The 24,700-nt window shown below is 59.7% G+C and carries 21 protein-coding genes; 9 read left to right on the forward strand and 12 right to left on the reverse strand.

Annotation, left to right across the window (positions count from 1 at the left end):
- The first annotated feature begins 35 nt into the window (after positions 1–35).
- From ACO07T_RS14760 to lexA, 5 genes are all read left to right on the forward strand, one after another.
- Positions 36–701 carry a uracil-DNA glycosylase gene (locus ACO07T_RS14760; protein ID WP_422050036.1) on the forward strand — a complete coding sequence of 222 codons (666 nt, stop codon included), beginning with the start codon at positions 36–38 and terminating at the stop codon, positions 699–701.
- The gene (trpC, locus tag ACO07T_RS14765; protein ID WP_422050037.1) at positions 698–1,513 is read left to right on the forward strand and encodes an indole-3-glycerol phosphate synthase TrpC; all 816 of its coding nucleotides are present in this window, start codon (positions 698–700) and stop codon (positions 1,511–1,513) included. The genes ACO07T_RS14760 and trpC overlap by 4 nt, the downstream gene beginning before the upstream one ends.
- A complete protein-coding gene (gene moaC / locus ACO07T_RS14770; protein WP_422050038.1) occupies positions 1,513–2,001 on the forward strand; it encodes a cyclic pyranopterin monophosphate synthase MoaC in 489 nt (162 codons plus the stop codon). The genes trpC and moaC overlap by 1 nt, the downstream gene beginning before the upstream one ends.
- Complete coding sequence (gene glp, locus ACO07T_RS14775; RefSeq protein WP_422050039.1) at positions 1,998–3,173, forward strand: gephyrin-like molybdotransferase Glp; 1,176 nt, start codon at positions 1,998–2,000, stop codon at positions 3,171–3,173. The genes moaC and glp overlap by 4 nt, the downstream gene beginning before the upstream one ends.
- A gap of 126 nt (positions 3,174–3,299) precedes the next feature.
- Complete coding sequence (lexA, locus tag ACO07T_RS14780; protein ID WP_209062398.1) at positions 3,300–4,013, forward strand: transcriptional repressor LexA; 714 nt, start codon at positions 3,300–3,302, stop codon at positions 4,011–4,013.
- Here lexA and ACO07T_RS14785 read toward each other — a convergent pair.
- Positions 4,007–6,043 carry a ComEC/Rec2 family competence protein gene (locus tag ACO07T_RS14785; RefSeq protein ID WP_422050040.1) on the reverse strand — a complete coding sequence of 679 codons (2,037 nt, stop codon included), beginning with the start codon at positions 6,041–6,043 and terminating at the stop codon, positions 4,007–4,009. The two genes, lexA and ACO07T_RS14785, sit on opposite strands and share 7 nt — an antisense overlap.
- A gap of 87 nt (positions 6,044–6,130) precedes the next feature.
- Here ACO07T_RS14785 and gltX point away from each other — a divergent pair, with 87 nt between their 5' ends.
- From gltX to ACO07T_RS14805, 4 genes are all read left to right on the forward strand, one after another.
- Entirely contained in the window at positions 6,131–7,531 is a 1,401-nt protein-coding gene (gene gltX, locus ACO07T_RS14790) for a glutamate--tRNA ligase (protein ID WP_422050041.1), read from the forward strand.
- Positions 7,532–7,631: 100 nt separating this feature from the next.
- Positions 7,632–8,927 carry a citrate synthase gene (gltA, locus tag ACO07T_RS14795; protein WP_209078954.1) on the forward strand — a complete coding sequence of 432 codons (1,296 nt, stop codon included), beginning with the start codon at positions 7,632–7,634 and terminating at the stop codon, positions 8,925–8,927.
- A gap of 336 nt (positions 8,928–9,263) precedes the next feature.
- Positions 9,264–10,124 (forward strand): calcium-binding protein, encoded by an 861-nt coding sequence (locus tag ACO07T_RS14800; RefSeq protein WP_422050042.1) that lies wholly within the window; start codon positions 9,264–9,266, stop codon positions 10,122–10,124.
- A 264-nt stretch (positions 10,125–10,388) separates the two neighbouring features.
- On the forward strand, positions 10,389–10,898 hold the full coding sequence (locus ACO07T_RS14805) for a DUF2087 domain-containing protein (protein WP_422050043.1): 510 nt from the start codon (positions 10,389–10,391) through the stop codon (positions 10,896–10,898).
- A 53-nt stretch (positions 10,899–10,951) separates the two neighbouring features.
- Here the strand turns inward: ACO07T_RS14805 and ACO07T_RS14810 are convergent, their stop codons facing one another.
- The 11 genes from ACO07T_RS14810 to ACO07T_RS14860 all read right to left on the reverse strand — a co-directional run bounded on the left by ACO07T_RS14810 (position 10,952) and on the right by ACO07T_RS14860 (position 24,419).
- Positions 10,952–11,728, reverse strand: coding sequence for an enoyl-CoA hydratase-related protein (locus ACO07T_RS14810; RefSeq protein ID WP_422050044.1), 777 nt, complete (start codon positions 11,726–11,728; stop codon positions 10,952–10,954).
- Between the two features lie 65 nt (positions 11,729–11,793).
- Entirely contained in the window at positions 11,794–12,267 is a 474-nt protein-coding gene (locus ACO07T_RS14815; protein ID WP_422050045.1) for a cytochrome c-type biogenesis protein, read from the reverse strand.
- An 8-nt stretch (positions 12,268–12,275) separates the two neighbouring features.
- On the reverse strand, positions 12,276–14,249 hold the full coding sequence (locus ACO07T_RS14820) for a heme lyase CcmF/NrfE family subunit (protein WP_422050046.1): 1,974 nt from the start codon (positions 14,247–14,249) through the stop codon (positions 12,276–12,278).
- A 74-nt stretch (positions 14,250–14,323) separates the two neighbouring features.
- Positions 14,324–14,911 carry a holin family protein gene (locus ACO07T_RS14825; RefSeq protein ID WP_422050047.1) on the reverse strand — a complete coding sequence of 196 codons (588 nt, stop codon included), beginning with the start codon at positions 14,909–14,911 and terminating at the stop codon, positions 14,324–14,326.
- A complete protein-coding gene (locus ACO07T_RS14830; RefSeq protein WP_422050048.1) occupies positions 14,902–15,513 on the reverse strand; it encodes a holin-associated N-acetylmuramidase in 612 nt (203 codons plus the stop codon). The genes ACO07T_RS14825 and ACO07T_RS14830 overlap by 10 nt, the downstream gene beginning before the upstream one ends.
- A 147-nt stretch (positions 15,514–15,660) precedes the next feature.
- Positions 15,661–16,110 (reverse strand): cytochrome c maturation protein CcmE, encoded by a 450-nt coding sequence (gene ccmE, locus ACO07T_RS14835; RefSeq protein ID WP_209062379.1) that lies wholly within the window; start codon positions 16,108–16,110, stop codon positions 15,661–15,663.
- Positions 16,111–16,137: 27 nt separating this feature from the next.
- On the reverse strand, positions 16,138–17,166 hold the full coding sequence (gene argC / locus ACO07T_RS14840) for an N-acetyl-gamma-glutamyl-phosphate reductase (RefSeq protein WP_422050049.1): 1,029 nt from the start codon (positions 17,164–17,166) through the stop codon (positions 16,138–16,140).
- 139 nt (positions 17,167–17,305) lie between these two features.
- Positions 17,306–18,118, reverse strand: a complete 813-nt coding sequence (locus ACO07T_RS14845; protein ID WP_209078962.1) for a glutamate racemase — start codon at positions 18,116–18,118, stop codon at positions 17,306–17,308.
- A gap of 19 nt (positions 18,119–18,137) precedes the next feature.
- Complete coding sequence (locus tag ACO07T_RS14850; protein WP_422050050.1) at positions 18,138–19,016, reverse strand: lysophospholipid acyltransferase family protein; 879 nt, start codon at positions 19,014–19,016, stop codon at positions 18,138–18,140.
- A gap of 157 nt (positions 19,017–19,173) precedes the next feature.
- Entirely contained in the window at positions 19,174–22,590 is a 3,417-nt protein-coding gene (locus tag ACO07T_RS14855) for an indolepyruvate ferredoxin oxidoreductase family protein (protein WP_422050051.1), read from the reverse strand.
- A gap of 224 nt (positions 22,591–22,814) precedes the next feature.
- A complete protein-coding gene (locus tag ACO07T_RS14860) occupies positions 22,815–24,419 on the reverse strand; it encodes a putative bifunctional diguanylate cyclase/phosphodiesterase (protein WP_422050052.1) in 1,605 nt (534 codons plus the stop codon).
- Between the last annotated feature and the right edge of the window lie 281 nt (positions 24,420–24,700).

Genomic DNA, 24,700 nt, shown 5'->3' on the forward strand with positions numbered 1-24,700 from the left:
AGACCGACAACACCAACGCCCATGCGGGAGACAGAATGATGGACACCCCCATCCCTTCCGCCTGGGCGCATCTGCCTTTCTTTGAGGCTGACTGGCCGCGCATCGCGCAAACCATCGCCCAAGACCCGCGCGACATCCTGCCTCCATCCGACCAGCGTTTTGCCGCGCTAGAGGCCCTGCGCCCAGATCAGGTGCGCGTGGTCATTCTCGGACAGGATCCCTACCCCACGCCCGGCCATGCCCACGGCTTGGCCTTCTCGGTGGAGCCAGACGTGCTCCCGCTGCCGCGCTCCCTCAACAACATCTACAAAGAGATGATCGCCGACATTGGCGCGGCCCCTCTGACCGGCGATCTGCGCCATTGGACCAGCCAAGGTGTTCTGCTGCTCAACACCGTGCTCACGGTGCCTGCAGGAGAAGCCAACGGGCATAAGGCACTCGGCTTTCAAACGCTCGCCCATCAGGTGCTCAAAGAGGTCTCCCGCCGTCCATGTGCTTTTGTCTTATGGGGAAAACAGGCGCAGGCCCTTGCACCTCACATCCAAGCGCCTAAAGATGGCGCCCAACATCTGATGATCGAAACGGCGCACCCCTCGCCCCTGTCCGCCCGCCGCGGCTTCTTTGGCTCCCGCCCGTTTTCGAAAATAAACTCATGGCTCACGCAACGCGGCGAGCCGCCAATAGACTGGACGCACGCATGACCGAGACCGTACTGGACAAAATCAAGGCCTACAAACTCGAGGAAGTGGCAGCCGACAAAGCCGCCAAGCCGCTGGAAGCCGTGGAAGCCGAAGCACGCGAAGCCAGCCCGACACGCGGCTTTTCCGACGCGCTGCACAAGGCCAGCCGCTCAGGCTACGGCCTGATTGCCGAAGTCAAAAAGGCATCCCCCTCTAAGGGTCTGATCCGCGAAGACTTCAATCCGCCTCTGCTTGCCAAAGCCTATGAAGACGGCGGCGCGACCTGCCTGTCCGTGCTGACCGACACGCCAAGCTTTCAGGGGCAGAAATCCTTCCTGACCGAGGCGCGTGAGGCCACCAACCTGCCCGCGCTGCGCAAGGACTTCATGTATGACACCTATCAGGTGGCCGAAGCCCGCGCGCTGGGGGCGGACTGCATTCTGATCATCCTGGCTTCGGTGACCGACAGTCAGGCGCAAGAGCTTGAGGCCTGCGCTTTTGAGTGGGGCATGGATGTCCTGCTCGAAGTGCATGACGCCGAAGAGCTTGAGCGCGCAAGCCAGCTCAAATCCCCGCTGATGGGCATCAACAACCGCAATCTCAAAACCTTTGAGACCACGCTCGACACCACGCGCCATCTCTCCAAGCTGGTGCCCGAAGACCGCCTGATCGTCTGTGAAAGCGGGCTCAATACCCCGGCCGAACTCGCCGATATGGCACGCTATGGCGCACGTACCTTCCTGATCGGCGAAAGCCTGATGCGTCAGGACGATGTCGCCAGCGCCACCCGCACACTTTTGGCCAACCCGCTCAACGCCATGGGAGGCATGTGATGAGCAACCACAGCTCTGGCCTCACCCATTTTGACGGCAAAGGCGACGCCCATATGGTGGACGTCTCAGAAAAGGCTGTGACCTCCCGCATTGCGACCGCTGAGGGCTGGGTCAAGATGGCGCCCGCCACCTATGACATCATCGCCGAAGGCCGCGCCAAGAAAGGCGACGTGCTTGGCGTTGCCCGCCTTGCAGGCATCATGGGCGCCAAGAAATGCGCCGACCTGATCCCGCTGTGCCACCCGCTGCCGATCACCAAGGTCGCTGTGGAGCTGACACCGGATGCCGACCTGCCCGGCGTGCGCATTGAAGCCACCGTAAAGACCACCGGACAAACCGGTGTGGAGATGGAAGCCCTCACCGCGGTGAATGTTGCCGCGCTGACGGTCTATGACATGTCCAAGGCTGTAGACAAAGATATGGAGATCGGCGGCATCCGTGTCACTCTGAAAGACGGCGGAAAATCAGGACGTTACGAAGCGAAATGATTTCAGTCAGCGAAGCGCTCTCCAACCTGTTTGCCCTCACCCCAACCCTGAACAGCGAGCTTGTCCCGCTGTCAGAGGCCAATGGCCGCGTGCTGGCTGCACCCGTCTCGGCCAAACGCGACCAGCCTCCGTTTTCCGCCTCCGCGATGGACGGCTACGGGGTGGCCGCCGAAGGGGTTGTGCCAGGCGCACAATATCGGGTGATCGGAGAGGCCGCTGCAGGCCACGCCTTTGATGGCAAGGTGGGCGCGGGCGAAGCCGTGCGGATTTTCACCGGCGCGCCTGTGCCTGAGGGCGTAACGCGCGTAATCATCCAAGAGGATGTCACCCGCGATGGCGACACCATCACCCTGTCTGAAAACCTCGACAAAGGGTTTCACATCCGCCCCTTGGGTGGCGATTTCAAAGTTGGGCAAACCATCAACGCCCCGCGCGCACTGCGCCCCTCTGACATCGCGCTCATGGCGTCGATGAACATCGCCTCCGTGCCTGTGACCCGCCGCCCCAAAGTGGCGATCCTCTCCACCGGCGACGAGCTGGTGATGCCGGGCGAAACACCCGGCCCCGATCAGATCATCGCCTCCAACAGTTTCGGCCTTCAGGCAATGCTGCGCGACGCGGGTGCCGAAGCGCGCCTTCTTCCCATCGCGCGGGACACCGAAGCCTCTCTCAAAGCAGCCTTCGCCTTAGTGGATGATGCCGATCTTCTGATCACCATTGGCGGCGCCTCTGTGGGCGATCATGATCTCGTGGGCAAAGTGGCGCAGGATCTGGGCATGCAGCGCAGCTTCTACAAGATTGCCATGCGTCCGGGTAAACCACTGATGGCAGGCACCATGGCCAATGGTGCCATGATGATCGGCCTGCCAGGTAATCCGGTCTCTGCCATGGTCTGCGGCCATGTCTTTGTCCTTCCCGTGATCCGCGCCATGCTCGGTCTTGGCCAAGCCCCCTCACCGCACCAGACCACCACGCTCGCAGCCCCCGCTCCGGCCAATGGCCCCCGCGAACATTACATGCGCGCCCATGTCAGCCCACGCGGCCTTGTGACCTTTAATAACCAAGACAGCTCGCTGCTTTCCATTCTGTCTGACGCAAACGCCTTGCTGATTTGCCAGCCAAACAGCCCGGAACTGCCCGCCGGAACAGAGGTATCCTACCTCCCGCTCTGACATAACCACCTGATCAGCCGCGTCTTTTCAGCATGTGTTTCCGCTATGTTCTCAAAAGGTTTTGACACAAAACAAGAACATGCGTAGAACAAGCTTAAGACACTTTGTAAAAGGGGGTCGTCGAGCATGTTAACCAAGAAGCAACTGGACCTGCTGGAGTTCATTCACACCCGTCTGCAACGCGACGGGGTGCCGCCCAGCTTTGACGAAATGAAGGATGCGCTCGATCTGCGCTCCAAATCCGGCATTCACCGGCTGATCACCGCGCTGGAAGAACGCGGCTTTATCCGCCGTCTCGCCCACCGCGCCCGCGCCATCGAGATTGTGAAGCTGCCCGAGAGCATGGGCGGCGCGCCTTCTGCGCCGACAGCCGGGTTTAACCCCAAGGTCATTGACGGCCCGCACCCCTCGCCCACAGTGCCCGCCAACATCAGCCCAGATGCGGCGTTGATGTCGGTCCGTGAGCTGCCTGTGATGGGCAAAATCGCGGCTGGTGTGCCGATCGAGGCGATCAGCCATGTGGATCATCACGTGGCGGTGCCCGGTCAGATGCTGGCGACTGGCTCAAACCATTATGCCCTTCAGGTCAAAGGCGACTCCATGATCGACGCGGGCATCAACGACGGCGATGTGGTGATCATCGCGGAGACCAAAACCGCGGACAATGGCGACATCGTTGTGGCGCTGGTCGAAGATCAGGAAGCGACCCTGAAAAAGTTCCACCACAACGGCAGCTCCATCGCGCTTGAAGCCGCCAACCCGGCTTATGAAACCCGCGTCTATCCCGAAGATAAGGTGAAGGTGCAGGGCAAGCTGGTCGGCCTGATCCGCACCTACTGAGCGCCAAACTTTCCGGTGCGCACTGCCGCGTCATTCCACAGTCGACGGCCTGCGATCTCGCGGGCCGTTATGCGTTTGAGGCCCTCTGGCTCAAAAAACAGCGCCATAGCACCCGTATCTTCAAGAGCGCTTGCATCGACAAAATCGCACGGCAACTGCGCCCCATAGTCTTTTGAAAAGACAACAAAGTCTCCGCTCTGACACCCTTCAAACGCCGCCAAGCCCCTTTTGCCCTGCACGTGGACAATCTGCCCCGTTGGTGTCTGTGGCACCTCCGTTGTCCAAAGCGCCGCCGCCGCCTCTTGTGTGCGCATGTCGCCATCATTTTCCAGCCAGTTGCGTGCCACAAACCCCTGCCCTTTGGCTTTGGACAGTGCGCGTCCCTCCGGCGTCAGCACCCCAACCAACCCGCCGGTGTCTGAGATCAGCACATCCGGGCGTGGCGTCATGCTCCAGATCGCAAAGGCTAGCGCAATCAACAGGGTGCCGCCCCAGCGCGCATGCCCCTGCCACAGCAGCACAACAACGCCGCCCAGCGAAACCAACGGCAAAACCATCGGTGGGCCAGTTTTCACCGCCCCGCGCGCACCTTCCAGCCCGCTGACAAACTCCGCCACCGTCAAAATCCACTGAAGCCCTTGGCCCATCGCCCAGAGCGGCAGATGCTCCAGCCCCAAAGGCGCGAGCACCGCCGCCACCACCGCAGCAGGCATCACCGCCAGCCCCATCACCGGCACGGACAGCACATTGGCCAGCAGGCCATAGTGGGCGACATGATTGAAATGCAACGCGGCAAACGGCGCAGTGGCGAGCCCCGCCACAAAGGAGGAAATAAACACCGCCGAGACCGGCGACATCCAACGCGGACCATAAGACAGCCGCGCCTCGCGCAGCCAACCAAAGACCCCGATCAGCGCGGCGGTGGCGGCAAAGGACATCTGAAATCCCGGCCCCAGCAAGGCCTCCGGCCGCAGGCTCAAAACAACAATCGCCGCCACAGCCACCGCCCGCAAGGTCAGCGCCCGCCGGTCCAGCAACACCGCCGCCAGCACGACGGCTGTCATCACAAAGGCCCGCTCGGTGGACACGCTTCCGCCCGACAAGATCAAATATCCCGCTGCGGCCATGCAAGCGCCCACCGCGGCGAGCTTCTTTGCGTTCACCCGCAGCGCCACATACGGCACAAGCGCAAAGCCAAAGCGGATCGCGCCAAAAACAAATCCGGCGAGCAGCCCCATATGCAGCCCGGAAATGGCCAGCAGATGCGCCAGATTGGCGCCGCGCAAGGCCTCTGTCACCTCTTTGGGAATGGCGGAGCGGTCCCCGGTTGTGATCGCCGCTGCGACCCCCGCAACCGCCTCCGGCATCCGCGCCTGCACCGCCGCCGACAGGCGCATTCGCACACCATAAATCCCGCCGTCAACCGGCCCCGGGATCAACCGGACCACCGGCACACGGGTATAGCCAATGGCCCCGATCTTCTGAAACCAGGCATGTCGCTGAAAATCAAACCCACGCGGCTCCACCGGACCGGAAGGCGGCGACAGATGCCCAGTTGTCCCAACAAACATTCCAGGTAAAGGCATCACGCCAAACCCTTCATCATGCAGAGAAATTCTCACTCTTCGAGGTGTCTCCTCAGGAGATACGCGCGACAGCCGCACTTCCTCTAAGGTGAGCCGTAGCGCCTCTGAGGCGGAGCGGTCTATCGCGACCACTCGCCCCTCTATCGGCCCATAATAGCGAAACTCCAGCACCGGGCCTGCCACCAGATGCGCGCGCCCCCCGGCCAGTGCAAATCCTGCCAGGATCAGGGTCGCCGCCCAAAGCCCCGCCGCCACATCGGCCTCTTTATGTCGTGTGAGAACCATCAGACAGGCGGCAAGGCAGCCCGCCAAAAGAAGCCCCCAGCCCGTCGGTTCAACAGGCCGTGCAAAATACAGGCCAATCCCAAACGCCAGCCCAACAGGAACCCAACAAAACAGATGCCCGCGCTGTGCCAGAACGGATTGGCGCAGCGGCGTCACCATGCGCAAGCCTTGTCCTCTCCCAGCCGTGTCGCTAGACAGTGCGCAAAACGCTAAATCACACATGGTTACTGAAAGGTTAAGCCCGCTATGACAGGCCAGGTCGTCACCCGTTTTGCCCCTTCGCCCACCGGCTTCTTGCACATTGGTGGCGCGCGCACGGCGCTGTTCAACTGGCTTTATGCCCGTGGCCGCGGCGGCAAGTTCCTTTTGCGCATCGAAGACACCGATCGCGAGCGCTCCACCCCTGAGGCCACAGCAGCCATTCTCGAAGGCATGTCCTGGCTCGGTCTGGATCACGACGGCGAGGTTGTGAGCCAATTTGAGGGCGCGAGCCGCCACGCCGAAGTTGCGCTGCAGCTGCTGTCTGAGGGCAAAGCCTACAAGTGTTTTGCCACGCAGGACGAAATCGCCACCTTCCGCGAGGAGGCCCGCGCCGCCGGGAAATCCACGCTCTATCAAAGCCCCTGGCGGGACGCCGCAGAGGAAACCCATCCGGACGCGCCTTATGTGGTGCGCATCAAAGCGCCGCGCGAGGGTAACACCGTGATCCGCGATCAGGTGCAGGGCGATGTGACCATACGTAACGACCAGCTTGATGACATGGTGCTGTTACGTTCGGATGGCACGCCGGTTTACATGCTGGCTGTTGTTGTTGATGACCACGATATGGGCGTGACCCATGTGATCCGGGGGGATGACCACCTCAACAATGCCGCACGTCAGATGATGATCTATGAGGCCATGGGCTGGGACGTGCCGGTCTGGGCCCATATCCCGCTGATCCACGGTCAAGACGGCAAAAAGCTCTCCAAACGCCACGGCGCACTGGGGGCGCAGGAATATCAGGCCATGGGCTATCCGGCTGCTGGCATGCGCAACTATCTGGCCCGTCTGGGCTGGAGCCACGGTGATGACGAGTTCTTTACCGACGCCCAGGCCAAAGAGTGGTTTGATCTCAATGGCATCGGCAAAAGCCCTGCGCGCTTTGACACCAAGAAGCTGGAAAACATCTGTGGCCAGCACATCGCGGTGACTGACGATGCTGCGTTGCTGCAAGAAATCGTGGCCTATCGCGCCGCCGCGGACCTGCCCGCGCTGTCTGAGGCCCAGACCGTATTACTACGGGACGCGCTCTATTGTCTGAAGGATCGGGCCAAAACTTTCCCCGATCTGCTTGAAAAAGCTCACTTTGCGCTCGCCTCACGCCCTCTTGACGTTGAGGAAAAGGCATCAAAAAATCTTGATACAGTATCCCGTGGTATACTGAAAGAATTGACGCCGCAGCTGCAAAATGCTAGCTGGACGCGTGAAGGGCTTGAGGCTGTAACGAGCAGCTTTTCAGAAGCCAAGGAAATCAAGTTCGGCAAGATGGCCGGCCCGCTTCGGGCTGCGCTGGCTGGCCGCGCTGCGACCCCCAGCGTGTTTGACATGATGCTGGTGTTGGGACGCGAGGAAACACTCGCGCGTCTTTCAGACGTCGCCAATTAAATGTGACGGTTTTAGTGGCGTTTACGCCACTTTAATCCGCTGCGAAGACAAAGCTGCCGGGGCACTCCGCGTCCCCGGCTCGATAAGAAGGGAAACAGCCATGTCCGAGACACAGAAAACCGCGACGCTCACCATTGATGGTGCGTCCTACGACTTGCCGGTCTATTCTCCCACCTCCGGCCCGGATGTGCTGGATATCCGCAAACTTTACGGCCAAGCCGGTGTGTTCACCTATGACCCGGGTTTCACCTCCACAGCCTCCTGTGAATCCACCATCACCTATATCGACGGCGAAGAAGGCATCCTGACTCACCGTGGCTATGCAATCGGTGATCTGGCGGGCAAATCCCATTATCTCGAAGTCTGCTACCTGCTGCTTTACGGCACCCTGCCTACCGCAACCGAGCTGGAAGAATTCGAGAACACCATCACGCACCACACCATGCTGCACGAGCAGATGGTGAACTTCTTCCGCGGCTTCCGTCGCGACGCGCACCCGATGGCGATCATGGTGGGTGTGGTTGGCGCAATGTCTGCCTTCTATCACGACAGCACCGACATCAACGATCCACGCCAGCGCGAGATCGCGTCCCACCGCCTGATCGCAAAGATGCCAACCATCGCGGCGATGGCCTATAAATACACCATCGGTCAGCCGTTTGTGTCGCCACGCAACGATCTGGATTATGCCTCCAACTTCCTGCGCATGTGCTTTGCCGTGCCTGCCGAAGACTATGAGGTGAACCCGATCCTGTCCCGCGCGATGGACCGTATCTTCACTCTGCACGCCGACCACGAGCAGAACGCATCGACCTCGACCGTGCGTCTGGCCTCCTCTTCCGGCGCAAACCCATTTGCCTGTATCGCAGCGGGCATCGCCTGCCTCTGGGGGCCGGCACATGGCGGCGCAAACCAGGCCTGCCTGGAAATGCTGAAAGAAATCGGCTCCGTGGATCGCATCCCGGAATTCATCGCCCGCGCCAAAGACAAGAACGATCCGTTCCGTCTGATGGGCTTTGGCCACCGTGTTTACAAGAACATGGACCCACGCGCGACCGTGATGAAAGAAAGTGCCGACGAAGTGCTGGAGCTGCTGGGTGTCGAAGACAACCCGCTGCTGCAGGTCGCCAAAGAGCTCGAGCACATCGCTCTGAACGACCCGTACTTCAAGGACAAGAAGCTCTTCCCGAACGTGGACTTCTACTCCGGCATCATTCTGGAGGCGATGGGCTTCCCCACCTCCATGTTCACCCCGATCTTCGCCCTGTCTCGTACAGTTGGCTGGATCTCCCAGTGGAAAGAACAGCTGTCCGATCCAGCCCACAAAATCGGCCGTCCGCGCCAGCTGTACCTCGGCGAAGACGTGCGTGGCTACGTGGACATCGAAAACCGCTAAACGACAGCACAACCAGACATTTTCAAACGCGCCGATCCCCTTCGGCGCGTTTTCTTTTGGCATCAAAGGCTTACTGAGATCGCCTTATGGGTGTGAAAATGTAAAATTTAAGCCTAAGTTTTGACACGTTTAACGTGCAAATCATCTCCTGACATTACCTGAACAGGCCAACCTCCTGTCCCTGTGCCTTGTGAGAGATCCCAGCCAAACCATCACGGTGCCAACGGCACTGACGGTGGCTTGGAGCGGCCTCTGGGCCAAGAGACGCGCGCCCGTTCGGGGACATCATAGGCATACCTCGGCGCCATTTGCGCCTGTTTGTTTGGAGATTTTAGAATGTGGATGTTGAGCCTTTTGCTTCTCGGACTGGCTGCTGGCGGATTAATCAGCGACGATGATGATAGCGAAATTGATATGATCGAAAGCGAAGGTGAGAGTGATGAAGAGGTTTCCGACACCCTAATTGGGGTGACCGAAGGCGAAGATGAGGGTGAAACCGGCCTGCTGCGTGAGGGCAACGACAGCGATAACGCAATTTCGGGCACATCTGGCCACGACATCCTCTCGGGTGAAGGCGGTAATGACACGCTCAATGGCGGTGAAGGACGAGATTTCCTGTTCGGCTTCACCGGAGATGACACCCTGCGCGGCGACTTGGACGACGACGTTCTAGCTGGGGGCGAAGGCGACGACCTCCTGAGCGGTGGCGAGGGCAATGACACTCTTCGCGGGTATTCTGGAAACGATACACTCAACGGTGGCGCGGGCAATGACGTACTCATAGGCGCCGACATCTCGAACCGCGAAATCGAGATTGGCGATGTCTACAGAGATCGTGCCGCTTCAGGTCCGCTCGCGTTCGAGGAGCCAACGGAAGACGAAGCCAACGTGCTGGACGGCGGCGGCGGCAACGACGAGCTTCTGCTCGGCGAAGGGGATACCGCAACCGGTGGCGAAGGAATGGACCTGTTTCAAATCGGGCATTGGATTGACGAGGATGCGCCGCTGATCACCGATTTTGACGCAAACGAAGATGTCCTCTCAGTCTTTTATGAAGATGATCAACCGTCACCGACGATCACCCTTGAGCGTACTGGAGGCGAAACCCAGGTTCTGGCCAATGGTGTGGTGATGGCACGTATCGCAGGCGATGCGGCAGGCTTGGACGCATCCGATGTGCTTCTAACCATAGCCTAACAGCCCCCCAACCAAACCAGCAGGCCGCAGGGAACCTCTTGCGGTCTGCCACGCGCAAAACCCGTTGCATGCGTTTCGCGCGATGACTAGGGTGGCGTCAGGGTCCGCAGTTCACCCAGGCGCCGCCGGTCAGTCTGACTTTGCTAAACCTGCGATTTTATGAGCCGACAGCATGCTTTTGAGCGTGTCGTCGACAAGGGCGGCCATCGACCCCGGCTTGGGCTTTTGCCTCTCGGGACACACGCCAGCCAAAAGGATGCGCTCATGTCCAAAGACGTGACCCCGCTTTATGTGGCCGATGTTTCGGCCTTCACCAAACAGCTGCGCCGTTCTCTTGCAGGGCAAGACACCCTGCCCGGTCATGCGGCCATGATGGGACTGGTGGCCAAGGCCGCCGGATTTCAGAACCATCAGCACCTGCGCAACGCCGCCGCCAAAGCGCCGCCTGCGCTGGACGAACTGGCCCTCAAACGCGCCCTGCGGGTGTTTGACGAAAACGGCAGAATGTTTCGCTGGCCCAAATGGACCAAGGTACAGGGTCTTTGCCTCTGGCCCTTCTGGGCGCGCATGCCTGCGCATCAGGATCTCAGCGAAAAAGAGGTCAACGCCGTCCTGAAAGACGGGCTGGCCTTTGACGATCACGTGCTTCTGCGCCGGTCCCTGATCGACCACAAACTGGCCGAGCGCACCATTGATGGCCGCATCTACCGCCGCATAGAACAAAGGCCAACGCCCGAAGCGCTGGCCCTCATGCGACGTCTCAAAGAGCGCTGAATGCCGCTCTGATCCCTATGCCTGCGCCTGTGGCGGGCGTGGGGTAACAGACTTTAGCGCCCCTCATATTGCGCGGGGCGCTTTTGCAGAAAGGCCACCACGCCTTCCTGAAAATCGCGGGTCTTGCCCAGCTTGCCCTGCCGCTTGGCTTCCTGCTCCATCTGCTTGGTCCAGTCGTTGGCCGAACTCTCCTGAATGGCGCGTTTGATTTCCTTGTAGGCCAGCGTCGGGCCACTCGCCAAATGCTTCGCCCGCGCTTGCCAGTGGGCCTCAAAGCCCTCATCCGGCACCGCTTCCCAGATCATCCCCCATTGATCTGCCTGCGTGGCTGAAATGCGCTCGCCAAAGAGCGCAGCGCCCATGGCTTTGGCCGTGCCCATACGGCGAGGCAGCTCATAGGTGCCGCCTGCATCCGGCATCAATCCAATACGGCTGAAGGCCTGCAGGAAATAGGCGCTCTCCGCCGCGATCACCACATCCGCCGCCAGCGCCAGATTGGCCCCCGCCCCGGCGGCCGCTCCGTTCACCGCGCTGATGGTCGGGATCGACAGGTCGCGCAGCGCGCGCAGCATCGGCATGTATTCGTCCCGCAGCGTGCGCTCCAGATCCACATGCGCGGCATTGGCACCGTCCCCCAGATCCTGCCCGGAACAGAACGCGCCTCCGGCACCGGTCAGCACCAGCACGCGCGCATTTTCACCGGCGGCAATGATGGCATCCGTGATTTCCGCACGCATTTGCTGCGTCATCGCGTTCAACGTCTCAGGTCGATTGAACGTGATCACGGCCACGCCGTCCTCTACGGCATAAGTGATCGTCTGATAATCCATGAAGTTTCTCCCTCTCCCCGACAATTCATCGCTAAATTGTGCGGTTCCTCAAGGGGGAATTTGCGTCAGTCTTCAAGGATTTCCTTCAATCGGGCCGCCTCTTCTGCGCTGAGCTTGCGTTCGGTCGGCGCGCGCGCCTGAGAGCGCCGCCGCGCATAGGCCAGCCCCATGCCAAGCGCGATGATCAGCATCGCCGGACCTGCAAGATAAAGCACGAGGTTGGAGCCAGTGGTGCGTGGCCGCAGCAGCACATATTCGCCGTAGCGCTCCACCACAAAATCCACCACGCCGTCGTTGCTGTCCCCGGCCACAAGACGCTCACGCACCAACAGGCGCAGATCACGCGCCAGCTGCGCGTTGCTTTCGTCGATGCTTTCATTGCGGCACACAAGGCACCGCAAATCCTTGGAAATTTCCCGCGCCCGCTCTTCCAGAACGGGATCGGCCAAAACCTCATCAGGCTGCACAGCCGCACTTGGCCCCGCCACCAGCATCGCCACTGTCAGGGCGGCTCCGAATTTGCGTAGGGCGTTCAACATCTCAAACCTCATTCCGCCGGCACACCGCCGCTTGGCGCTTTGCGCGCGCCCGCAGCCACACGGTAACGCCTGTCACTCAGGCTCAGACAACCGCCAAGCGCCATCAGGAACGATCCCATCCAGATCCAGTTGGTCAGGGGCTTGATATAGGTGCGCACCGTATAGGCCCCGCCCGGCTGTTCATCGCCAAGCGCCAGATACACATCACGCAGCACACGATAGTCAATCGACGCCTCGGTGGTTGGCATCCCCGCAATCGGATAGACCCGCTTTTCCGGATGCAGCATGGCGATCTCGCGGCCACCGCTGCGCACCCGAATGTCCGCCATGGTGCTCAGGTAGTTCGGCCCCTCCACCTCACGCACATTCTCAAGCGTGATCTCAAACGCGCCGACGGTATATGGCTCATTGAGTTGCGCCACACGGATGTCTTCCTGCTCCCAGGCCATCAAACCGGCAACACCAAACATCGTAACGCCAAGCCCCGCGTGGGCCACCGCCTTGCCCCAGTCCGCGCGCGGGAGCCGCGTCATCCGGCCCAATCGCGCCTTCAGATCGCCCCGCCCGGTGCGCGAGAGCAGGTCCGTGGCCGAACCAAAGACCAGCCATGCGCCGAGGAACAGCCCCACCGGCCCCAGAAGCGACCGTCCGCTCTGCATCGCCCAGACCAGCCCGGCCAGCGCAATCGCCAGCATCAATGCAGGCACCAGCGGCTTCATCGCCTTACCAAGTTTGGCCCGCTTCCACGGCAGCATCGCACCAATCGGAAGGATCGCACCCAGCAGCACCATGAAAGGCGTGAACGCCATATTGAAGAAGGGCGGCCCCACGCTCAGCTTGCGGGCAAAGGCAAGCTCGCTCACCAGCGGCCAGATGGTGCCGATAAAGACCACAAAACAGGACACCGCCAGCAGGATATTGTTGAGCACCAGCGCGGTTTCCCGGCTGACCACACCAAACACGCCCTTCGCTTCCATCGCCCCGGCCCGTGCCGCAAACAGGGTCAGCCCCCCGCCGGTGAACACCGCCAGAATGGCCAGAATGAACACACCGCGCTCCGGGTCATTGGCAAAGGCATGCACAGAGGTGATCACACCGGAGCGCACAATAAAGGTCCCGATCAGGGAGAAGCTGAAGGCCATAATCGCCAGCAGGATCGTCCAGCTTTTCAACGATTCACGTTTTTCCACCACAATGGCGGAGTGCAGCAACGCGGCCGCCAGAAGCCACGGCATGAAGGAGGCGTTTTCCACCGGATCCCAGAACCAGAAGCCGCCCCAGCCGAGCTCGTAATAGGCCCACCAAGAGCCAAGCGCGATGCCGATGGTCAGAAACACCCAGGCCGCCAGCGTCCAGGGCCGCACCCAGCGCCCCCAGGCCGCATCCACACGGCCCTCAAGCAATGCAGCAATTGCAAAGGAGAACGCCATGCTCAGACCCACGTAGCCCAGATAGAGGAACGGCGGGTGCAGCGCGAGGCCCACATCCTGCAGAAGCGGGTTCAAATCGCCGCCGTCAAACGGCACCACATCCATCCGCAAAAACGGGTTAGACGTTAGAAGGATAAAGGCAAAAAACGCAACCGCCACAGAGGCTTGCACCGCCAAAGCACGGGCGCGCAAGGTTGCGGGAAGATTGCCGCCAAACCACGCCAGACAGGCACCAAAGATGGTCAGGATAAACACCCAGAGCAACATAGAGCCCTCATGGTTCCCCCAGACACCGCTCACTTTGTAAAGCATGGGCTTCAGCGTGTGGGAGTTGCTCACCACCAGCTGCACGGAGAAATCAGACACCACAAAGGCATAGGTCAGCGCCGCAAAAGAGAAGCCTGTGAACAGGAACTGCAAGCCCGCGGCCGGTTCGGCCACAGCCATCCAACCGGGCCATCGCTTATGCGCGCCAACAAGAGGAACGATTGCCTGCACCACGGCGGTGACGGCGGCTAGGATCAGTGCGAAATGGCCGAGCTCTACTATCATGGCGTCTATATAGACCTGCCTCCCCGAGGGTCCAATGCAATTCGGCGTGAATCTCGGTCCAGATTGTCGCGCCCTCAGCCTGCCGTTTTGCGCCAATCATCTAGGACAGGGTTCTTCAGGCCTTCCGGCCCCTCTGCACTCTGCTTTGGCGCACGGGCGTCTGCCCGCTTGTCCGCGCCTGCATCATTCTCTCGTTTCTGGATGTTTTCCAACACCTCAATCGCCTCCACAACCTGCGGCACCTGCTTCAAGTTTTGCGACATAATGCGTTGAAATTCCTGCCCTTTCGCCTGATGCCGCGCGCCAAAATAGAAACTCACAATCACGCCCAACAGCCACCACATCGGATCAGGCACCAGCGCAATGCCGGTCATGCGCGCCGCAAACCACACAGGGTCCACCATGGCCGCCACAAACAGCGCCAGACAGCCGATTGCCATGGCCGGGCGCGGCAGGCGGTTGACCCCGTCCATCAGCCGGTCAAACACCCCGCGGTCAGCTTGCCGGAACTCTTCCGCATGGCTCTGCATCGCCGCGATCTGCACGTCCTGCGCCCGCTGCGCCCCTGCTTCCGCGTTCTCCCGAAACACCTCGGCGGTCTCTGCAATCACATTGCGCCCGCCGCCAAACACAAAGGTCAGCGCCCGTTCAATCAACCCCATGACGCCACCCGTTTCTGAAATTCCTCGGCACTCAGGTGGTATCGGGGCGAGATGAATTCCTCCGCCCGCTTGATCCATCCACCTTTGTGGCCCGCCCGTGTGCGCGCATATTTGCGTGATTTGGGGCGCAGATCCGCCAGCCGGAAATAATAATTCCGCCGTGCCACCCCGTAAGCATCGGCAAGATGATGCGGCGCCAGCGCGGCAGCCGCCTCACAGGCGGCGATGGTCTGCGGGCCGATCTGACCGTCCACCGTGACCTGCTGCCCCATCTGCACAAGCAACCGCTGCAGGATTTTCACCGCATTGCCGCCTGCATTGACATACATGTCAAAGACCGAGGCCTGCAAAACCTCCGGCAAACTGCTGATCCCCGGGGCCTCATAGTAGTGTTTCAGAAAAACCCGTTCCGCATCTTCCCGGGTGAGCGCACGAATGTCTGCTACATCCACATCGCCATCCCCGTCTTTGTCCAACCCAAGCCGCCGCGCCGTATGGATGGTCACGCCAAATTTGGTCGCCCCGCCCGGATCATCCGGATCATCCACAAAACCCCCTTCGCGGGCCACGATCTCCCGCGCGATTTGCTGCACATTCAACATTCTGTCGCCCTCCTGTGCCTGACACGGCCAAGCTGGCACGCCTGCGTTAAGCCCCTCCAAGCCCGCCGCACGCTGCTGTTGCGCACATAGAAAAACCCGCAGGCCGTCAGACCTGCGGGTTCAAAACTCTGTTGTAATGGGCTGGGGTCAGCCTTCGCTCTCAGGCTCCTGATAAACGCCCTGCTCTTTCAGCGCGTCCACCACCTCTTTGGGCATGTAGGTCTCATCGTGTTTGGCGAGGATTTCCGTCGCAACAAACACCCCGTCCACATAAGAGCCTGTGCCCACCATGCCCTCGTTCTCTTTGAACAGATCCGGCAGGATGCCGGTAAAGGTCACCGGCACCGACGCGCCGCCATCTGTTACGGAAAATCGCACGGTCTCGCCATCGGCCCGCACCAGCGTGCCATCCTCAACCAGCCCGCCAATGCGGAACACCTCGTTGGCCGCGGGCGGCTCTTCAAGCACCTGAGAAGGTGAGCGGAAGAAATTGATCCCATCTCGCATCGCATAGCCGATCAAGGCGGTGGATACGATCATGGCTACGAAGGTCAGGATGATCACCTGGATCCGACGTTGCTTTTTCAGGCTCTTCATTTTTAGTCTCCCGCGCCACAGCGCATTTTACGGGAAGCAAGGCGCCAGCATCAGGCCGGCGGTTTCCTCTTCTCCCAACATCAGGTTGGCGTTTTGCAACGCCTGCCCGCTGGACCCTTTGGTCAGGTTGTCCAGCGCCGCAATCACAATCGCGCGCCCTTCGATCCGGTCTCCGGTCACGCCGATATGGCAGAAGTTGGAACCCCGCACATGGCGCGTGCTCGGCGCTTCGCCAAAGGGCAGCACTTCGATGAACGGCTCATCACCATAGGCCGCTGCGAGGGTCGCATGGATCTCTGCCGCATCCCCCTGCACGTACACCGTCGCCAGAATGCCCCGGTTGGCAGGCACCAGATGCGGGGTGAACTGTACCTTCACCTCGCGCCCCGCAATCTTGGAGAATTCCTGATCGAACTCTCCCAGATGCCGGTGCGTGCCGCCAATGGCATAGGCATGGTAGCCTTCGCTCAGCTCCGCATGCAGCAGGTTCTCTTTCAAGGACCGCCCTGCACCGGATACTGCACATTTCAGGTCCAGAATGATCTGATCGAGATCAATCACACCGGCTTCAATCAGCGGACGCAGCGCAAACTGACCCGTTGCCGCGTTACAGCCAGTCCCGGCCACAACCCGCGCCGCCTTGATCTCTTCGCGGTAAAATTCGGTGAGGCCATAGACAGCCTCTTGCTGAATTTCGAGTGCATCATGCTGCCCGCCATACCATTTGGCGTATTCTTCCGGGTCGCGCAGACGGAAATCCGCGCTCAGGTCGACAACCTTAACGTCAGAAGGCAACGCCTTGATAACCTTCTGAGAAGTCGCGTGCGGCAAGGCGCAGAAACACAGATCCACATCGGCAAACTCAATCTCGTCGATCTTGCACAGGGTCGGCAATTCCAGATGGCGCAGATGCGGGAACACCGCAGACATCTCCATGCCCGCCTTACGATCTGCGGACAGGGCCACAATCTCCATGCTCGGATGGGTGGCGATCAAACGCACCAATTCGGCTCCGGTATAGCCACTGGCACCAAGAATTGCGATTTTATGGGTCATCTCAAAGACCTCTTTCCTGTTGTTGGCCACAGCTGTTCAGCCGGCCACCCCGTCACCTGCGGGGTAAATAATCAAAATTTGGGAGTTTTGCGAGAGCCTGCGCCCGCAGGTCGCATGTGGCTCTCTTCACGATCGGGTGTTAGGCCGATTCAAAGGTAATTCGTCGTCGCAAAAACTGCGTCGCCCGGTCTGAGACCTTGCGCACGTCGCCTGTGGTCAGGAACATATTTTTTTCGCCCGTCCCGATCATGGTTGGGTGCCGCTCCAGATAATCCGCCAGTGATTCTGCCACCAGATTGGCCTGACTATACACTTTTACCCCTGCGCCCAAAGCATCTTGGAAGGTGTCATGCATAATCGGGTAATGGGTACAGCCCAAAATCGCCGCCTGTGGCTCTGGCATTTTTCGCTTCAGAGCATCCACATGGCTGCGCACCAGCGCCTCCGCCAGGATCATATCGCCATCTTCAATGGCATCCACCACGCCGCCGCAGGCCTGTGCCTCCACATCCACGCCAATCGCGCGGAATGCCAGCTCGCGCTGAAACGCACGGCTTGCCACGGTGGCCGGTGTCGCAAACAGCGCCACATGCTGCACATCCACTTCGCGCGGCGGAGAGTTGTCCCCCCAGCTGCGCTCGGTCAGCGCCTCAATCAGCGGCACAAAAACACCCAGCACCCGCTTGTCTGTCGGCACCCAGCTTTCTTGCATCCGGCGCAGCGCGGCCGCGCTTGCGGTGTTACAGGCGAGGATCACCAGATCACAGCCCGCGTCCCACATCCGCTCCACCGCCTTGGTGGTCAGATCATACACATCATCTGCGTCGCGCACCCCGTAAGGCGCATGCGCATTATCGCCGAAATACACAATCGGCACCTCCGGCAAGCGCTTGCTCACCGCGTCATAAACGGTCAGACCGCCCAGACCACTGTCAAAAATCCCAACTGCCACAACACACCTCTATCCGCGATCAGGCGCGGTATTTTTCTTCAAACTCAAATCCATAGCCAAAATTGGCAATGGGCTTGGGAGAAAGAGAATAAGTGCTGTCTCGCAGAAAGTCCATGAGCGCCTTGGTGTCTTTGGCGCGGCTGTTGATCGCATTGCGGTCAATCGGTTCGCCAATCACCACGCGCACCGGCGTATCCACCCGCTTTTTGAACTCCCGGATCAGAAAACCCATGCGCAGCGTATAATGCAGATGGCTGGCGATCTGAAACAGGCGGCTGGTGTGCCCGTCAAAGAACACAGGCACCACCGTGGCCTCCGATTTCGCCACCATCCGCGCCGTAAACCCGCGCCAGCCGGGGTCAAGCGGTGTGCCAAAAGGTGTCTCTGCCGTGCTGACCGTACCGCCGGGGAAAATCCCGATGGCCCCGCCCTCTTTCAGGTAATTCAGCGCGGTCTTGCGGGTTTCCAGATTCTGCTTCACCGCCTCTTTGGTCTCATCAAAGCTGACCGGCAGAATAACGCGGTTGAGGTCTTCGGCCTTGCGAAACACCTGATGCGCCAGAATGCGGAAATCGCCGCGCGTCTGGCTGAGGATATTGCCCATCATCAGCCCGTCCAGGATCCCGTAAGGATGGTTGGCGATCATGATCAACGGGCCGGTTTTGGGAATATTGGTGAGGCTACCGCCCACCACATCCAGCGACAGCCCATAGCGCTCGCGCATCACCGCCCAGAAATCCCGCCCTGCGGCCACTTCCGTCTCATAGCCCTCGGCGCGCTTGATCAGGCGCAGCCGCCCTGTGGCGTTCTCCATCACACGGATCATCGCACGCCCGCTGCGGGTCTGTGCGGAGTAAGCATAACTGATGTCGCGGGCAACTTGGCGTTTGGACGGCATGGGTCTTCTCTGGTCTCTGTGTCCGCGCATCATATGTCAGAAATGCGACAGTTTTTTAACCCCTTTGCCTGCGCCTTGCGAAAATTGGCGCATCCAAGAAAAACGCCCACCGCAAAAGCGGCAGGCGTCTCAGTTCCTAAAGTGATGGGTCGCGACCTTATTCCGCCGCCGCCTTCATCTCATCGCCATCCCGCAGCGCCGCCAGAAGCTCCTCGCGCCGCTTTGCCGCCTTGGCCTCGTTTTCCTGCTTCACCGGACCAAAGCCGCGGATTTGCAGCGGCAATGCCGCCAGCGCCACAGCCGCCTCATGCGGCTTTTCGCCGTGCTCCGCGATCACCATCGCCATATCCGTTTCATATTGCTTGATCAGCGCACGCTCCATCTTGCGCTCTTCTGTGCGGCCAAACAGATCCAGCGGCGTGCCGCGCAAGCCTTTGAGCTTCGCCAACAGCTTAAAGAGACGAAGAGTTTTTGGGCCAAACTCCGATTTTTCTGGTCGACCATTGGCGCCCATCTTCGCGCGTGTGGGCGGCGACAGGTGGAATTTCATGGTGAAATCCCCCTCAAACACCTCTTCAGCCTTGGCGCGGCTCTCCAGATGCAAGCGCGCCACCTCATATTCGTCCTTATAGGACAGCAGCTTGTGATAGCCCTTCGCCACCGCTTCCTTCAGACGTTTATCAGACACGCTGTCCACCAGCTTGCGGTATCGCTTCGCGAGCCGCTTGTTCTGGTATTTCACCAGATGATCCGCACGGAAGGCGATTTTTTCCTCAAGGCTCTTGGGCATCTGCACCACTTTCGGGGTCAGCAAAGCCTCTGCATCCTCAGGATAAAGCACCGCCCAGCGACCCACTTCAAAGGCGCGCTGGTTTTTCTCAATCGCCGCCCCGTTCAGCTCGATCGCGGACGTAATCGCCTCATGGCTCAGCGGCACAAGCCCCTGCTGCCAGGCCGCGCCAAAGATCATCATGTTGGAGAAGATCCCATCCCCCAGCACAACCCGCGCCAGTTCCGAGGCATCAAACATGCTCAGCTGTTCCCGCAACCGCGCCTGAAGCGCCACCTCAAGCCGCCCGCTGGGCAGTTTGAATTCGGTGTTCTGCGTGAAATCGCCGGTGATGATCTCATGGCTGTTCACCACGGCCCCGGTGCGCCCGGTGCTGGTCAGACCAAGGGTTTTTGCCCCGGCACTCACCACCAGATCGCCGCCGATCAGCGCATCACATTCCCCCGTGGCCACGCGCACCGCGCTGATGTCATCGCTGCTTTCAGCAATCCGGCAATGGATATGCACCGCGCCGCCCTTCTGGGCCAGCCCTGCCATTTCCATCATCGCGGCAGCCTTGCCGTCGATCTGTGCTGCCTGTGACAGGATCGCACCGATGGTCACCACCCCCGTGCCGCCAACGCCTGTGATCACCACATTATGGGTGCCATTGATCTTCGCGAGCTTTGGCGTTGGCATCTCCGGCAGATCCACCGCCGTCGTCGCAGCCTTGCGGATTTTTGCGCCTTCCACGGTCACAAAAGACGGGCAGAACCCATTGAGGCAGCTGAAATCTTTGTTGCAGCTCGATTGATTGATCTTGCGCTTGCGCCCCAGCTCGGTTTCCACCGGCTCAATCGAAATACAGTTTGATTGCACCCCGCAATCCCCGCAGCCCTCACAGACATCGGTGTTGATGAACACCCGCCGATCCGGATCCGGGAACGCCCCCCGTTTGCGGCGGCGACGCTTTTCACTGGCGCAGGTCTGAACGTAAACAATCGCCGTTACACCGCTGATATCACGGAACTTCTTTTCAACCGACTTGAGGTCGACACGCTCATGAAAGCTGATGCCGCTTGGGAAAAGGCTCTGATCCACCTCTTCCTTTTCATCATAGACCACAGCCAGATCCTGCACCCCGATGGCGCGCAGCTCACTGGCAATCCGCTGCGGGCTCAAATCGCCCTCATTGGTCTGCCCGCCGGTCATCGCCACCGCGTCGTTGAACAGGATTTTGTAGGTGATGTTGGTGCCCGCCGCCATGGCCGCGCGGATGGCTTGAATGCCGGAGTGGTTATAGGTGCCATCCCCAAGGTTCTGAAACACATGTTTGGTCTTGGAAAACGGCGCTTCGCCAATCCAGTTCGCACCTTCGCCCCCCATATGGGTGTAGCCGGTGGTTTCGCGATCCATCCACTGCACCATATAGTGACAGCCAATCCCCGCATAGGCGCGGCTGCCCTCCGGCACTTTGGTGGAAGTGTTGTGCGGACAACCCGAACAGAACCACGGCGTGCGCGCCGCAATATCCTCGGCATTGTCAGAGCGCTTGGCCTCCAGCAGCGTGTTCATCCCGGCCTTCACCGCATCGGTGCCGCGCCCTTCCTCAATCAGGATCTCACCGAGCTTCTCGGCAATCATGATCGGGTCCAGCGCGCCGCGCGTCGGGAACAGCTCTTCACGCCCCATCAGCCCCGCTCCGCCTTTGTACCAGCCATAGACCCGACGCCCACGGCGATCATCAAAGATCGCCTCCTTGATCTGGATCTCAATCAGCTTGCGCTTTTCTTCCACCACCACAATCAGATCGAGCCCTTCGGCCCATTCGTTAAAGGTGGTCATATCCATCGGGAAGGTTTGGCCCACCTTATAGGTGGTGATCCCCAGCCGCGCGGCCTCCACCTCGTTGATGCCCAGAAGCTGCAGCGCATGCACCAGATCAAGCCAGTTCTTGCCCGCCGCAACAAAGCCGATCTTAGCCCCCGGCTTGCCCCAAACCCGCTTGTCCATGCGGTTGGCCCGGCTAAAGGCCTCCGCAGCAAAGCGTTTGTAGTCAATCATCCGCGCTTCCTGCGCGTGTGGCGTGTCGGCCAGCCGGATGTTCAGCCCGCCCTCAGGCATATCAAATTCAGGCTCCACAAAGCTCAAACGATGCGGATCACCGTTCACCACTGCAGTGGCCTCAATCGTGTCTTTCATGGTTTTCAGGCCAACCCAGACCCCGGCAAAGCGGCTCAGCGCGATGCCATAAAGACCAAAATCCATGATCTCCTGCACACCCGCTGGCGACACAACCGGCATATAGGCATCCACCATCGCCCATTCCGATTGGTGCAGCACGGTCGAGCTCTCACCCGTATGGTCATCCCCCATCGCCATCAGCACGCCGCCGTGTTTGGAGGTGCCCGCCATATTGGCATGGCGCATCACGTCCCCGGTGCGGTCCACGCCCGGCCCCTTGCCGTACCAAAGGCCATAAACCCCGTCGAATTTGCCTTCCCCGCGCAGCTCCGCCTGCTGGCTCCCCCACAGCGCCGTGGCCGCCAGATCCTCATTCAACCCGGCCTGAAACAGCACATCGGACTCCCGCAGCACCTTCTCAGCCTTCGTCATCTGGCTGTCGACCGCCCCAAGCGGCGAGCCCCGATACCCGGTCACATGCCCGGCCGTGTTCAGCCCCGCCTCCGCATCACGCGCCTTCTGCATCAGCATCAAACGCACCAAAGCCTGCGTGCCATTGAGCATCACACTGTCTTTGGACAGGTCAAACCGGTCGTTTAAGGATACTTTTTGGATACTCATCTTGCGCTCCCCTCGCTGGACGGTCTCTTCCAATATAGGCGTTATAATAAGTCGTAATTGCTGACCTATGTAAACATTTTTTTGAACAAGCGTTCTTTTCCTCTCACCTATGAGAGATAGTACGCAAAGCAACGACTTTGGATCAAAGAAAATTTTTCACAGCTCAAGCGTTGCGGCTCAGAGGCAAATTTCTAAACCGATCCGGCGGCAAAATGCCCCGAGTGTCAGACGCCCTGCGCGGTCTCCGCATCCTGTCCAAACGCCGCCCAATCAGATTGCAAAAGCGCTGTAACCTGCTCTGCTGGAACAGCTTTTGCAAAAAGAAAGCCCTGCGCTTTTTCACAGGCCAACTCCCGCACAAAGGCCAGATCCTCAGCGGTCTCGATCCCTTCCGCAGTCACCTCAAGCGCCAGCCCCCGCGCCAATGTCACAATACCCGCGACAATGCTTTGGTTCTGGGTCTGCTCAGAAATGTCGGTCACAAAGCTGCGATCAATCTTCAGCCCGTCAAAAGGCAGTCTCTGCAGACAGGCCAAACTGGAATGACCGGTGCCAAAATCATCGAGCGCAATGGACACGCCTATGTCTTTAAGCTCCTCGATTTTGCGCCCGGCTTCCTCAAAATCATCAATCACCGAGCGCTCTGTCACCTCAAGGATCAGCCGTCCCGCCGGAAACCCTGTCTCCACAAGAATCTCTTGGATCGAGGGGATCAGGTTTGGGTCATTGAACTGCAGACCGGACACATTGAACGACAGCGTCAGGTTTTCATCCCAATCCCGCGCATCCAGACAGGCGCGGCGCAGAATGCTCTGCCCCATGGCGCCAATCAGCCCGCAATCCTCTGCCAGTTCAACAAACACATCGGGCGGCACAAACCCGCGCACGGGATGCTGCCAGCGCGCCAGAATCTCCAGCCCTCTGATCTTGTTTTCATCTGCCGAAACAATGGGTTGATACCAGGGCTTGAGGTCACCATTGGCAATCGCCTCGCGCAGATCAGCGGTGATCTGCGTGCGGTTACGGGATTGCTGATCCTGCGTCTCATCATACCAAGCGTAAAGCCCGCGCCCCTGTGAGCGCGCCTGAAAAAGCGCCTTATCCGCCCGCCGGAGCACCTCAGTCACATCGTATTTCGATTGGATTTGCACCAGCCCCGCGCTGACCCCCACATGCACCATCACCTCACCAATCTGGATCGGCTGCGCCAGATCATAGACCAGCCGCTGCGTCGCCCGCTCCACCTTGCGCGCATCACTGAATTCATCAAACAGCATCACAAATTCATCGCTGCCCAAGCGGGCCACCACCCCGGCAGCGCCGATCTCGCGCACCAACCGCTCCTTGACCGCCACAAGCGTCGCATCCCCAACCGAATGGCCATGCAGCTCGTTGACGGGTTTGAACCGGTCCAGATCCAGCAACGCCAGAAAGCGCGCGCCGTCTGCCGAATCCCCGTCTGTGGCTTGCTTCTGAATGGCCTCTCCCAAAACCTCTTTGAAGGCGCGCCGGTTAAAGACCCCGGTGAGCGGGTCATAGCGCGCCGAAATCTCCGCCTGTGTGCGCAGCGCATCCCGCTCCCGCCACAACCGCTTCAATCGCCGCGCTTGATAAATGGCCGAGAACAACAGAGCCAGTGTCAGGTTGATGATCAGCATCGCAAATTCATCAAGATCCCAATCTTCATGCGCGCGGCTGTAGTCATGAAACCATTCAAACGCTTCAAGCCGGGCCAGTATCGGCCAGGTGATCAGCGCCGACAGAAAAAATCCGATGTAAATACAGTAATGAGGCGCAAACCGCGCTCGTAACGTAGAAAAGTACCGCATGTTAAGTTGGCTCAACGCCTCTCATCAAAGGGCTCGGAAATTTTTGACGTTCTATTCACTAAATGCTGTGCGCGCACCGTAACAGGCGTATTTAAAATTGTAACCTCTTACATTTATTTCAATTAAAAGACGCATAGCGAAAGAAAAGGTGAGATTTTGGGCAGTTTTCGCAACGACAGGGCTTTCAGGTGATGCGGCCCGCGCGCCCAAGAACGGCACCAAACACCTGTAAAGCTATGAAACAAGGGAAAACTGTGCTTTTCATATGGGGCCTGACGGCG

Origin of the sequence: Shimia sp. (genome assembly GCF_965227725.1) — a bacterium.
In the GTDB taxonomy this organism is placed as follows: domain Bacteria; phylum Pseudomonadota; class Alphaproteobacteria; order Rhodobacterales; family Rhodobacteraceae; genus Shimia.